Origin of the sequence: Sulfurimonas sp., assembly GCF_032250635.1 — a bacterium.
Classification (GTDB): Bacteria; Campylobacterota; Campylobacteria; order Campylobacterales; family Sulfurimonadaceae; genus Sulfurimonas.
This window is the reverse complement of the sequence record NZ_JAVVFL010000058.1, coordinates 1-10,517: the sequence shown is the minus strand read 5'-3', so window position 1 is coordinate 10,517 and position 10,517 is coordinate 1. Positions and strand designations below refer to the sequence as shown.

Genomic DNA, 10,517 nt, shown 5'->3' with positions numbered 1-10,517 from the left:
CCATCGTCGGCATCTTTTCTCTACTGTCAAACACGATTTTTGTACTACAGCAGCCATATTGATTTCTGCTTATAATAGCCATTAAGTTTTTCATTTCAGTCTCTCCAATTCCTGTATTATAACAAATTAAATACTGCATATACTATTGCTATAAGCACAACTCCAACAACTGCCTGTACCGCCAATTCAGGCATAAGCTCCTTTATTGCTTCCATCTCTTCATCTCTTCTTCACGTTCTGCTACAGTATACGGTCGAACGCAGATTAGATATCTTTTGTTCATTGCTTTTATTATGTAAGGCTTACTGTCCTCTTCAAATCTTATTTCATCACCTATTTTCATGTTATTTTTTTCCTTTTCTTAGCATCATCTTTGCGCCATTTTTCACGAAGTTTTTTTCTTTCTGCGGGATCTTGCATCTTCTTATGGTATCGCTGACGCTCGCGCTCTCTTCTTTTCTCAAGTTGTTCCGACGTCATAGTTTCTACCGTTCTTTTTCTGGCTCGGTCTTTTGCGCGCATATGTTCAAGATTTTTCTGTCTATACTCCCTGGCTTTTGCACGCTTCTCTTCGAGCTGCTCCTGCGTTCGCACTTCCTCACTAAGTAAGACTCTTTTTTGTTTAATCGGCTTTTCTATTTTTGGTTTAGGAATTACTATCTTTTTTACTTTTATTTTTTCAACAACATCTTTTTTAGGCTTTGGAGCAGCAGCTACTCTTTTGACTCTTGGTAGAGGTACTGATTTTATAACAGCTACTTTTCTGACTTTCGGCTTGCGTTTTTTTGGTACGATTAAAGCTTCTTTTGCTGTCTCTGAGAGCACAGGTACTTTTTGTTTTCTGGCGTTTGACAAAACGGCAATATTTATATGATCGCCATTTTGTTTTTTCACTATATCTTCTGCAAATATTTTTGCCTTAGGACTAGGAGCAACACCGAGCTCTCTACATTTTTGCTTGTAAGACTCGTAAGCCATATCATACGTATTCATCTGATAAACCTTTATTTTAAACTTTCATCTTAAATTCGCTTCCGCTCATTTAACAGGGTGCAAAGAATCACAAGCGAAACGAGAACCAATATTCCAATACGAATTCCAGACGTAGTTGTCCCAATGCGAGGCGCGCGAACCGGCATAGACGCCACCCGTGCGATACCCGCCCAAACGCACCGCTTTTTCATCATCTATCTTTTCGCTCCAAATCCAGTTATGCCCTGTAGCCTGCTCTATTCCATACTTTGAAACAAAATCAGGATGATGCTTTGTGATGCCATCATCCTCATCTCCTGCGCTTGCAAACTCTTTTACGCCTTTCATTGCAGATATAAACTCATCGAAAGTTATAAATCTTTTTCCGTGTAGTTTTGCAACTGCTTCAAAATCTTTATATAGAAAATCTTCCTCTCCGTTTGGATTTACTCTGCCGTAATTATTGCCACCAGCTAGAAAGTGTTGATGTGGCGCCGATGTACCAAACTTCTCGTGTTCGCTGCCGCACATGTAGATATCTAGCCAAATATCTTCTTTTGGGATGTATGCCATGCCGTTTGGTTTACATGTAGGTCTGTGCTCATCATCCCAGATGCTATAAGCGTTAATGGCTCTGATTTGCTCTGCGTGTTCTGCATCAATGTTGTTTCTCGCCGCAAAGTCTTCTGGAATAAGCCCATAATGAAAACCGCCTACCATAACTGCATCTGCTGCATTTGCATCAATACTAAGAAAATAGTTTCCATTTCGCTCATATACGAGATAATCAGTTCCCGAAACTACTTTGACATCGTCGCCGTTTAGTGATAACTTTTGCCCTTTTACCTCTACCGTTACTTCATCAATCTTTTTAATCAATCTCTTTGCTCTTACTTCTGTTTTCATTTTCTAAACCTTTATTTTAAAATTTAACCAAGTGCCGATTACTCCGCTAAAGAGGTAAAAGGCGACCACCAATACATTTCCGTCCAAAAATGCGCTTATGCCTATTGCGCTGCTAATCAACCAAGAGGCTTGAATAGCAAACGTATAGAACATTGACTTGACTACCTGTTTTGCAACTATCACTCTTACGTTTATGTGTTTAAAAAATATAAGAGCTGTTTGCGACACACTAACCGCCGCTATCTGCGCTATCTCATTTGTTATCATTTTATAATCTTCATTGCTTTTGCGAGGTTAATGTTTTTAGAGTCAAGCAAGCTTTTATCCTCGGCTGGCTCGATTTTGTTTCGCTCGTCATAGTACCACCGCTGAAACTTAGCACCCTCAACAATTTCGCTTTGTAGCCTTTCTTTGAGATTTCTTATCTCATCCCTAAGCTTTTTGTTTTCCTCACACCTTGCTACCCACATGTAGTAGATATCTTCTTTTGTCATTGAAGCTATCGCCTCTTTGTCTGTTTCTATTTCTGCCATTCTAAAACCTCTAAAATTTGATTTGGAACAATGTGCTTAACTTTGTTTCTGCTTGCCACTAAGAACTGCATTCCCCCCCTCATCCAATAATGGCAAAGGTTTGAGTAAGCCTAATATTTTCCATGTCCTTGCTCTCTTGCTTTTTGTGATTTTTACTCTGCTCCCAATTGTTAAATTTTCATGTGTTTTGTTTGCGGAGGCTATAACCTCATTTGCGTTCTCATATCTCATTTACTACTCCTTGTTTAAATTTTGACACTCTTCGCACGCCGCTAAAAGCCGCAAGCTGCTCTATGATGTAGTCTGCCACTTCATAGCTGTTTGCAACTCATTTAATACTCTCCTCAATCTCAGCCACAAGCTCTTTTTTTAGCTTGAATTTTGTTGCGTCTAGTGTTCCAAACATCATAAGCGCAAGCGCTTTGTTCTTGTAATCTTCTTTGATGTTTAGCAACTCTTTCCAATATGGAAACAGTTTAGAGTTGTAGTAGGTAACTGCTTCGGCTCTGCTCATTCGCTCCGGCAAGCCATATATTGCTTTGTAGTAAGTGTTTGAAGCTACTGGGATATCTTCATTTACTTCTTTCTCTAAAAACCACGCCTCGCCGTGTGTCATACTATTTTGTTTCATCATTTAAAATCTCCGTCAACTCTTTATGGATACCCAGCACTACGCTGTGCGCAGGAGTGCCTTTTTTAAGGTTTTTCAATGCACTCTCTATGTACTCTAAAAGAGGCTTAAAAGAGAGTGTTTGCATCGACTAGCTCATCAAATCTATACACATATGCATACCCTGCTTTTTGCAGTGCTTTTTCAACACTAAAATTTCCAAGACCAAGATATATTAAATCGTTTAGCACTTTGAGATAGTTCTTGTAAGTCTGCACCTTCACGATGTCCTCCTCGTACTCTCCTTTGTTCTCTTTGCGAAAGTCATACTTAAAGATGTTGCAGTCGCACCACCCCGCAACTTGCACTACTGTTTTCTCTCTCTCCATCTCCTATATGGCTACTTTGCCGCCGTTGTCGTAATGTCTGCTTTTTGGATTAAGCACTGGATGTAGCCCTTTTTTCATTCGTTTTCTCCCCATCTTCTTTTTTTTACTTTGTAAAGCTTGTATATTAAAGCTAAAGCGATATACCCGCCGCCGCTAAAAATTATGTACTCGTACATATTTCTATCTCCTCTATTGTGATTTTGTAGTTTGAGTCACTTGCTTTGTTTTCAAGCGCATTTGATATAGACTTTAAAAAGTACTCAAAGATTTGAGTCTTTGAAAAAGTATCTTGATATATAATTGTTTTTTTCCCGCGGGAAACTTTCATCTGCGGCACCTCTGTAACTTTGCTCTCATCCCAGCCTTTCAGCTCTTTAAAGTTCTTTATCTCGTCTCGTGTTATCTCTTTTTTAACGATTAGATCATAAACTTCTTTTTGCATAGTCTTGTCCGGAACTCTGCTTATCTCTTCTAAGACGCTAAGACCTATGTCTCTTTTTTGTTCCTGTATATCTGCGATAATGCTCTCATCTAGTTTGCAAGTGCCGAGAGCTTTGGAGACGTAGCTTTGCGATTTGCTTATAGCTGCTGCTAAGTCTTGCTTTTGCGCATAATTTCCGCTCTCCCAAAGCAAAGAGATAAACTGCGCTTTTTCAAAGTCCGTTAGATCTTCTCTTTGGATGTTCTCCACAAGCGAGAGTTCAAGCACTTGCTTTTCATCTGCCTGTAAGATGTGCGCGCGGATAGTTTTTAGTCCTGCATGTAAAGATGCTCTGTAGCGTCTCTCTCCGCCTATAATCATGTAGCCGTCTTGTTTTTTTACTACGCTGATGGGCTGCAGTAGTCCGTTTATTTTGATGGAGGTTGCCAGCTCTTCTATGTTCTCAAAACTTTTGCGCGGCTGTTTTGGGTTTGCATAGACCTTGCTGAGCTCAAGCTCACTAAATGGGCTTATGCCTGTTGTGCGTGTTTTTCCTGCTGTTGCTTTGTTAAGTGCGGATAAGTTCATCTCGGACCGCCCTTATTTCGTTTATTGCTTTTTTATTTGGAGTGCCAAATACGCTGTAGCCTTGTCCAAGGCTTGTCTTATAAATCTTGCGGCTTCTCACAATAGAAGAGAGTAGCGTTATACCGCTGTTGCCTGCTACAGCTTCTTTTATGATGTCAAAATTCTTAGTGAGAGGATGGATGTTGTTTAGAACTATCTTTGCGTTTGTGTCTCCGAGTATCATCTCATCCAAGATAGCTTCAAATGTTTTAAAGCCGAGGACTTCTGTGATGGAGTCGCTAATGGGGATGAGAACTGTGTTTGCAAAATCTATTGCTGTACGGTTGATGTCGCTGTCAAAACCTCCGACATCTATGATGATAACTTCCTCTGCTTTGGATGCCAAAAGAAAGCGGATAAGCTCTTCTACCGTCTTTGGCTGAAGAACTTCCATACCGCCGCCGTTCATACTGTTTATGAAAAAGAGCGTTTGCTGGAAGTCTAAATCTACTATCGTGACTTTCTTGCCCAGCTCTTTAAAACTATGTGCCAAGTTCCAAGCAAGAGTGCTTTTGCCAACTCCGCCTTTAGTGTGACCAACTGTATATATCATTGCCGACCCCTTTGCCTTATGAAATTTTAGTGCTTTTAATATACTTAAGTAGGTTATAAAAACAACCCACTTAGCAAACCTTTACCAAACTCTTCGGTTCTTAGCCTGAGAGATTTCCGTGTGTGTAACCGTTGCATAGCGCGCTGTTGTAGCGATACTTGCGTGTCCTATGTCTTGACGGATATGCTCTAAACTAAGTCCGAGTTGATGAGCTGTTGTGATGTACCCTGCCCTGAAACTATGAGTAGAGTAGAGAGTGCCAAGAATTTTTTGAATAAAACGGTTCATCATCAGTTTTAAGCTCTCCGTGTGCATAGGTTCGCTTGCGTTGTTGCGCGGAAAGAGATAACCGTCTGCCGCGGGGAGTATCTTTTTTAAGAACTCAACCTGCGTTTGATTTTCGCTAAAGCTTATAAGCCGCGCGCTCTTCGTCTTTGTGTTGTTTGTTAGAGAGTATTCGTTTGCTCGGATCATCTCTTGTATGTCAGTTGTTCTCATATTCGCTATCTCACTTATGCGGCACCCCGTTAAATAGAGCATAGTAAATGCTCTCGTGAGCTTTAGCTTAGTGTTGCTTTGCAGTTCTAAACTGCGGTTTGTAGCGCTTATGAGACGGTCAAACTCTTTTTTTAAGATGGGCTTCTTTGCCCTTGTAGTTCCTGTCGGTCTTGCCATGACTATCCTTTCGATATGTTTTTTTCAAGCTTTTGCTTAACTGTGTTTGAGTACAATTACTCAATCAGATACAAGTTCGTAGCTTGTATCTTGATGAATAATTCTTTTTTATTAAAAAAGTTTGTTTGCCGCTCTCTCTATCATGTTTTCAAATTTTGTGAATAGAGAGTCAGCGTTTTTTATTAACTTTGCCATCTTTTACTCCTCGCTTTTAGATAAGTAATCTTTTAAATAATTTATAAACAGTTTTGCAACTGCTTAATGAAGTATTTAAGCCTTGACTCGTTTATGACGGAGGAGTTAGCTCCGGAGACCTTTTCAGGACTTCCGATTTTTGACAGTGGGTTTATCTAGTAAGTATCGAATAAGATACCAACTTCAAACGAGAGTATGGCATACGATTTCTTAAAAACATATTAATTTATTATCGAATAAGATACTTTTTCATTTATTTTTGACTTATGGGATACTTTTTGCTATAATAGGCGCATGAAAAAACAACTATCATATAAAGAAATTGGCGATTATCTCGGTAAAAGTGAAAATACAATCAAGGGCTGGAAGCAAAAATTTCCAGAGCTGCTTGAGCTTGTACAGATCGGTGCATTTTGCAAACATAACAATTTGGATATAGAGAAAATAGATAAGCTTATAGAACTGCAAGAGATAATAAAGGACAAATCTTGAGCAAAAGGTTTGAACTATGAATATGTCTATCACACTACTTTTATTTCTCATATTCGCTGTTCATTATTTTTTTCTTGACTCAAAAAAAGTTAAGGAGTTTGAGCACAGCATAAAATCTGCTCGATTTCCAAAGGTTATTTTTAGTGGATTATTTGTCGTATTTTTATCATATATTGTTCTTTGGGTATGGATAACGGCATCTTTCGCTACGTTTGTGACAAGTTTTTATGAATTTTCGGACTATGAACTCATCATGGATACGGCACTGTTTATTGTATTGTTCGCATTGTCAATAAAAGCAATATTACTAACACATTCAAGAGAATACGATGAATAAAATTATATCTATTATGCTTATTGTCTCAGCCTGCTTTGCTTTACAGCCAAAGCCGATAGAAAATATGTCATGTATAGAACTGCTGGACGCTATTAGTGCGCTAGAGAAGCTCAGAGCAGCTGAAGCGAATGGGAATCACGAGACCGCAGAGAAGATAACTCTAGCATTGCTTGCGCGAACTGTTTATTTTGGAAATCGCAGAGACAATGGCAAATATATCAATGTGGAACAAGAGATGGCAAAATTAAAAGCATTGCTACCTAATTGTAAGCCATATTAACAAAAGCACCGCCGCGCATTCTCAAAAACTCTTTGCCCACATAAATGTACACGCAAAACTATTATCGTGCCTCCTGTGGCAGATATGAGCCTCTTCTATCTGCACAAAACACCTAAAACCGCCACTTTCACACCACTTCACGCCAACGCGCAAAAATTCGCCGCCATTTGAGATTTTTTTTTCTGTTTTTTAGGTTTTACGATTTTTTTGAAGAAAAAGGAAGTTCAAGAGAGTAGCTTTTAAATAAAAAAGCTGAATGAGTTCTTTTGAGGTGGATATTGCTCTAAAGCAGGGCAGATTTACGGAGGGAATTGGTGTGTGGATGCGGTTGTGTGGGAATTTTCGGAAATTACGGAGGATTTCGGCTGTTGGTTTGGCGGCTGATTGGAATTTCCCTGGGGAAATTTTGAGAGGAGCTGCTGCTTGTTTGAATGGATCTGCATCATAATTTGGAGAGAAGTGGTCGCTGGGTGGTAGAAATTTCAGAGAGAGTCGGGGAAATTTTGGCAAAAATTAGATTTTTTTGGAGTAGGAGCGATTTTTTAAGGTTTGGTTGAAATTTGGGGAAAATGCACGAAAAGATATTAATTTATTTATTTTAATATGTTTTATTTAAGGTAACAGTGCGATTACTTAAGATTTGCACTTGGTTTAAGGTTAGAGAGCTATTTTGGTGCTATTTGGCTTAAGGTTAGAGAGTTTTGCTGTGGTTCTACAGCTACATCACAACAGCCCATCAGCTCATCTATTTGTAAGAAGTTGTGATGTGCTGCACGATGCTCCGCTATGTGGCGAGTGTAAATAGTTCCTGCTGCTGCTCATGGTGGTTTTCTCATTTTTGTTTCTCAGATTTTGAGGGGTACCCCTATTCCCCAGCCCCTCTGCTCTATACCTACCTATGAGGTATTTGCCCTATGAATATTTGAAATCAACTCAAACCATGGTATTAAAAAAATTTCAAATGGCGGCGAGTTTCTTACTTAAGAGAGTCATACAGAGGTCGCGCAAATTTTGCTTGACCTAGTGATTGGAGGTCGCGCAAATTTTGCGCACTAATATATATAACCTATTATCTTTATACTAAAGATAATATATATACTCTCTTTTTCCCTATACTCGCGACATCTCTTTGAACTGTTCTAGCCGCTTTATAATCTGCAAAATAAACTCTTCAGGAGCATAAGCAAAAAGACTGATCAGCTTTTGGAGATTTTCGTTATCAGCAATACTCTTTAAAATCTTAGGATCTAGCTGGTTATTGAAGACTTGTTCTATTTTTGTCATGTCGTATTCAAGCAGTTCTAAGTCTGTTTGTTTCATCTTACCTTTTCCACTAAGCAGCCACTCAATAGATACGCCCTCATTTTGAGCTACTTTACTTAAGAAGCCCATAGGTATTGCGTTTCTTTTTTTCCAACCACTGATGGTGTTTTTGCTTACGCTCATAGCATTCGCCAGCGCTGTATCAGTGCTTTTGCTATAAATTTTTTTCAATCGTTCTATTTGTTGTGGTACAGCTTGCATAATCTTCTCCTAAAAAATACTCAAAACACTTGACAATGTTCCCAAAATGAACTACAATCTCACATCAATATTATTCAATTATACACTAATTGAAGAAATAATAAAAGGAGCAAAACATGATTGAATTAGAGTATGTAAGACTACATTCAAAAATGAACAAACAGACTTTTGCAAAAGAGATAGGTATTTGCCCTAATTCATACTCGGTGTATATTAAAGACAAAAATACGCTTCCTGCGCCTGTTGCGATAAGAATCATGCAAAAGTATCACGTTAATCTTAACTGGCTTCTTTGTGGAGTTGGAGTTATGAAGCTTACGGATAGTGAAATTAGTCAGTTAAAAATTTCAAATGGCGGCGAATAATTAGATGTTGTTCACTTTGAGAATAAATCAGAAAATGAGTGATGATGAAAATATCTCTATTAATTCTGTGATTATTTTTGAAGCCATTTACCAACTCTCAAGGTTATCTTATGCAACTATCAAAGTTGTTGATGGTAAAAATTATTTCGTTCTTTACAAAAACTACATTTTAAAACAGATACCTCGCTTTAAAATAAGCTCTCGCACACTTGCAAATGCTTTAGGCGAGCTTGACGCGGCGGGCTTATTGGAGAGCATAGATAAAAACTCTGAGCCTGCATACTGCTTTACTCCAAAAGCAGACAAATACATCTCCAGCACGTTCGCGCCATCTTGCGATGGCATAGAACAAGACAAAACAAAATCAAAAAAACAACCTCTATTCTCTTTGCAAAAAGCTGTTGAGGCAAATAAGCTTAAAGCAGAGTATCTTGTTTTATTAAAAACATACGCGCTTGAAATCTGTAAAGAAGAGAGCATAAGCAAAGAAGAGTTTGCAAAGTTCTTGGACCATCACAACTCTAAAGGCACAAAGTTTAAAAACTGGCTAAGCGCATTTCGTAACTGGATAAGAAATTACAAAAAATGGAATCCAAATGTCGGCGAAAATAAAAATGGGATGTACCAATGATACGTTTACTTGATGATTTAGTTTTACTTAAAGAGATAGATGAGATAGAAGGGGTTAGATACAGCACTGAGCAGCTTAGAAAGATGCATCCCGATAAGATTGTTGTTATCCGCCATACTTCCTATATCTACAAAGATGTGTTATGCGACATCGCAAGAGGCGGAGTGACATCGCTTGATAATTATATTCAAGCCGGAGAGCTGATTGAGGTTTTGAGTGCAAACAAATCACTCATTAAGGACCGGATTAAATTTATGAAAAAAACAAACATAGATCTCTTTGAGTATCTCTCTATTACAAATGTTTACTTTGTGAAGCTTGATGAGGAGTTTAAATATCTGTTCCAAAATTTTCAGCCGTTTTTGGCAAATTTTGCAGACGGAGACAACTTGCTTCACTGCAAGCGACTTGGCGACTTGAAGATAGGATTTTATTGATGAAAAATGAAGAGTGGTTAAATCCAAAAAATTTTGAAAAAGAGTTTGGCATGTCTTTAAGTACGCAAGCAACCTATCGCTCAAAGAAAAAGATACCTTACTCAAAGATAGGCGGCTTTATCTACTACAGCCGTGTAAAGATAGACGCTTGGCTTAGACAACATACCATAGACGCTTAGGGAGCAAAATATGAATGATTTAGAGAATGTGAGAAGTTTGATTTTAGGCACGATGTTAAGTGCGCATGAGTTTGGCAATGTTGATTTATCCGTGGTTATGAACTCCGGAATAAACAAAGATTGGTTTGTGAGTGAAGCGCATCGCGCAATGTTTGAAGTTATCAATGTGTGCTATGAGGGTGGTCGCGCGTTTGATGATGGAGTGATACTCTCGTACCTAAGAAAAGCATCAGTACAAAACGCAGAAGAGATGCTGCTTGATATCATGGCACAAAAACAGGTTCCTCAAAATATCCTCATGGAGCATATAGGCTCACTAAAAGAGAATTTCCACAAGCAGATGCTACACAAGCTCAATGCAGACATAGCAAAGGCTTTGGCGGATGAAAAT

The 10,517-nt window shown here is 38.6% G+C and carries 19 protein-coding genes; 7 read left to right on the top strand and 12 right to left on the bottom strand.

Annotated elements, in window-relative coordinates; all coding sequences use genetic code 11:
• Nucleotides 1-339: 339 nt before the first annotated feature.
• The 11 genes from RQ763_RS05160 to RQ763_RS05110 all read right to left on the bottom strand — a co-directional run bounded on the left by RQ763_RS05160 (nt 340) and on the right by RQ763_RS05110 (nt 5,686).
• Complete coding sequence (locus RQ763_RS05160; protein WP_314151591.1) at nt 340-993, bottom strand: hypothetical protein; 654 nt, start codon at nt 991-993, stop codon at nt 340-342.
• 45 nt (nt 994-1,038) lie between these two features.
• Nucleotides 1,039-1,878 (bottom strand): hypothetical protein, encoded by an 840-nt coding sequence (locus RQ763_RS05155; protein WP_314151590.1) that lies wholly within the window; start codon nt 1,876-1,878, stop codon nt 1,039-1,041.
• Nucleotides 1,879-1,881: 3 nt separating this feature from the next.
• Nucleotides 1,882-2,145: a hypothetical protein gene (locus tag RQ763_RS05150; RefSeq protein ID WP_314151588.1), complete on the bottom strand. Its 264-nt coding sequence runs from the start codon at nt 2,143-2,145 to the stop codon at nt 1,882-1,884.
• Nucleotides 2,142-2,411, bottom strand: coding sequence for a hypothetical protein (locus RQ763_RS05145; protein WP_314151587.1), 270 nt, complete (start codon nt 2,409-2,411; stop codon nt 2,142-2,144). Before RQ763_RS05145 ends, RQ763_RS05150 begins: the two co-directional genes overlap by 4 nt.
• Before the next feature lie 36 nt (nt 2,412-2,447).
• Nucleotides 2,448-2,642, bottom strand: a complete 195-nt coding sequence (locus RQ763_RS05140; protein ID WP_314151586.1) for a hypothetical protein — start codon at nt 2,640-2,642, stop codon at nt 2,448-2,450.
• A gap of 97 nt (nt 2,643-2,739) precedes the next feature.
• Nucleotides 2,740-3,045 carry a hypothetical protein gene (locus RQ763_RS05135; RefSeq protein ID WP_314151585.1) on the bottom strand — a complete coding sequence of 102 codons (306 nt, stop codon included), beginning with the start codon at nt 3,043-3,045 and terminating at the stop codon, nt 2,740-2,742.
• A complete protein-coding gene (locus RQ763_RS05130) occupies nt 3,029-3,169 on the bottom strand; it encodes a hypothetical protein (protein WP_314151583.1) in 141 nt (46 codons plus the stop codon). The genes RQ763_RS05135 and RQ763_RS05130 overlap by 17 nt, the downstream gene beginning before the upstream one ends.
• The gene (locus tag RQ763_RS05125; RefSeq protein WP_314151582.1) at nt 3,150-3,410 is read right to left on the bottom strand and encodes a DUF3310 domain-containing protein; all 261 of its coding nucleotides are present in this window, start codon (nt 3,408-3,410) and stop codon (nt 3,150-3,152) included. The genes RQ763_RS05130 and RQ763_RS05125 overlap by 20 nt, the downstream gene beginning before the upstream one ends.
• A 160-nt stretch (nt 3,411-3,570) precedes the next feature.
• The gene (locus RQ763_RS05120) at nt 3,571-4,419 is read right to left on the bottom strand and encodes a ParB/RepB/Spo0J family partition protein (RefSeq protein ID WP_314151581.1); all 849 of its coding nucleotides are present in this window, start codon (nt 4,417-4,419) and stop codon (nt 3,571-3,573) included.
• Complete coding sequence (locus tag RQ763_RS05115) at nt 4,400-5,011, bottom strand: ParA family protein (protein WP_314151579.1); 612 nt, start codon at nt 5,009-5,011, stop codon at nt 4,400-4,402. The genes RQ763_RS05120 and RQ763_RS05115 overlap by 20 nt, the downstream gene beginning before the upstream one ends.
• An 81-nt stretch (nt 5,012-5,092) precedes the next feature.
• On the bottom strand, nt 5,093-5,686 hold the full coding sequence (locus RQ763_RS05110) for a site-specific integrase (protein ID WP_314151578.1): 594 nt from the start codon (nt 5,684-5,686) through the stop codon (nt 5,093-5,095).
• A gap of 489 nt (nt 5,687-6,175) precedes the next feature.
• Between RQ763_RS05110 and RQ763_RS05105 the strand changes: the two genes are divergently transcribed.
• Nucleotides 6,176-6,373 carry a hypothetical protein gene (locus RQ763_RS05105; protein ID WP_314151577.1) on the top strand — a complete coding sequence of 66 codons (198 nt, stop codon included), beginning with the start codon at nt 6,176-6,178 and terminating at the stop codon, nt 6,371-6,373.
• Between the two features lie 329 nt (nt 6,374-6,702).
• Complete coding sequence (locus tag RQ763_RS05100; RefSeq protein ID WP_314151576.1) at nt 6,703-6,990, top strand: hypothetical protein; 288 nt, start codon at nt 6,703-6,705, stop codon at nt 6,988-6,990.
• 1,110 nt (nt 6,991-8,100) lie between these two features.
• Here the strand turns inward: RQ763_RS05100 and RQ763_RS05095 are convergent.
• Nucleotides 8,101-8,514: a helix-turn-helix domain-containing protein gene (locus RQ763_RS05095; protein ID WP_314151574.1), complete on the bottom strand. Its 414-nt coding sequence runs from the start codon at nt 8,512-8,514 to the stop codon at nt 8,101-8,103.
• A 116-nt stretch (nt 8,515-8,630) separates the two neighbouring features.
• Between RQ763_RS05095 and RQ763_RS05090 the strand changes: the two genes are divergently transcribed.
• The 5 genes from RQ763_RS05090 to RQ763_RS05070 form a co-directional block, all read left to right on the top strand.
• Entirely contained in the window at nt 8,631-8,879 is a 249-nt protein-coding gene (locus tag RQ763_RS05090; protein WP_314151573.1) for a helix-turn-helix transcriptional regulator, read from the top strand.
• A 34-nt stretch (nt 8,880-8,913) separates the two neighbouring features.
• On the top strand, nt 8,914-9,510 hold the full coding sequence (locus tag RQ763_RS05085; protein WP_314151572.1) for a hypothetical protein: 597 nt from the start codon (nt 8,914-8,916) through the stop codon (nt 9,508-9,510).
• On the top strand, nt 9,507-9,947 hold the full coding sequence (locus tag RQ763_RS05080) for a hypothetical protein (RefSeq protein WP_314151571.1): 441 nt from the start codon (nt 9,507-9,509) through the stop codon (nt 9,945-9,947). Before RQ763_RS05085 ends, RQ763_RS05080 begins: the two co-directional genes overlap by 4 nt.
• Nucleotides 9,947-10,126, top strand: coding sequence for a helix-turn-helix domain-containing protein (locus tag RQ763_RS05075; protein WP_314151570.1), 180 nt, complete (start codon nt 9,947-9,949; stop codon nt 10,124-10,126). Before RQ763_RS05080 ends, RQ763_RS05075 begins: the two co-directional genes overlap by 1 nt.
• A gap of 10 nt (nt 10,127-10,136) precedes the next feature.
• Nucleotides 10,137-10,517, top strand: a 381-nt coding sequence (locus RQ763_RS05070; protein ID WP_314151568.1) for a DnaB-like helicase N-terminal domain-containing protein, incomplete at its 3' end; no start/stop codon positions are given.

Bases quoted from the DNA above. Each gene is read 5' to 3' on its own strand.
- RQ763_RS05075 (WP_314151570.1), top strand. From the start codon at position 9,947: ATGAAAAATGAAGAGTGGTTAAATCCAAAAAATTTTGAAAAAGAGTTT.
- RQ763_RS05090 (WP_314151573.1), top strand. From the start codon at position 8,631: ATGATTGAATTAGAGTATGTAAGACTACATTCAAAAATGAACAAACAG.
- RQ763_RS05105 (WP_314151577.1), top strand. From the start codon at position 6,176: ATGAAAAAACAACTATCATATAAAGAAATTGGCGATTATCTCGGTAAA.
- RQ763_RS05125 (WP_314151582.1), bottom strand. From the start codon at position 3,410: ATGGAGAGAGAGAAAACAGTAGTGCAAGTTGCGGGGTGGTGCGACTGC.
- RQ763_RS05095 (WP_314151574.1), bottom strand. From the start codon at position 8,514: ATGCAAGCTGTACCACAACAAATAGAACGATTGAAAAAAATTTATAGC.
- RQ763_RS05150 (WP_314151588.1), bottom strand. From the start codon at position 2,145: ATGATAACAAATGAGATAGCGCAGATAGCGGCGGTTAGTGTGTCGCAA.
- RQ763_RS05130 (WP_314151583.1), bottom strand. From the start codon at position 3,169: ATGCAAACACTCTCTTTTAAGCCTCTTTTAGAGTACATAGAGAGTGCA.
- RQ763_RS05155 (WP_314151590.1), bottom strand. From the start codon at position 1,878: ATGAAAACAGAAGTAAGAGCAAAGAGATTGATTAAAAAGATTGATGAA.
- RQ763_RS05110 (WP_314151578.1), bottom strand. From the start codon at position 5,686: ATGGCAAGACCGACAGGAACTACAAGGGCAAAGAAGCCCATCTTAAAA.
- RQ763_RS05135 (WP_314151585.1), bottom strand. From the start codon at position 3,045: ATGATGAAACAAAATAGTATGACACACGGCGAGGCGTGGTTTTTAGAG.
- RQ763_RS05085 (WP_314151572.1), top strand. From the start codon at position 8,914: ATGAGTGATGATGAAAATATCTCTATTAATTCTGTGATTATTTTTGAA.
- RQ763_RS05140 (WP_314151586.1), bottom strand. From the start codon at position 2,642: ATGAGATATGAGAACGCAAATGAGGTTATAGCCTCCGCAAACAAAACA.
- RQ763_RS05115 (WP_314151579.1), bottom strand. From the start codon at position 5,011: ATGATATATACAGTTGGTCACACTAAAGGCGGAGTTGGCAAAAGCACT.
- RQ763_RS05100 (WP_314151576.1), top strand. From the start codon at position 6,703: ATGAATAAAATTATATCTATTATGCTTATTGTCTCAGCCTGCTTTGCT.
- RQ763_RS05145 (WP_314151587.1), bottom strand. From the start codon at position 2,411: ATGGCAGAAATAGAAACAGACAAAGAGGCGATAGCTTCAATGACAAAA.
- RQ763_RS05120 (WP_314151581.1), bottom strand. From the start codon at position 4,419: ATGAACTTATCCGCACTTAACAAAGCAACAGCAGGAAAAACACGCACA.
- RQ763_RS05160 (WP_314151591.1), bottom strand. From the start codon at position 993: ATGAATACGTATGATATGGCTTACGAGTCTTACAAGCAAAAATGTAGA.
- RQ763_RS05080 (WP_314151571.1), top strand. From the start codon at position 9,507: ATGATACGTTTACTTGATGATTTAGTTTTACTTAAAGAGATAGATGAG.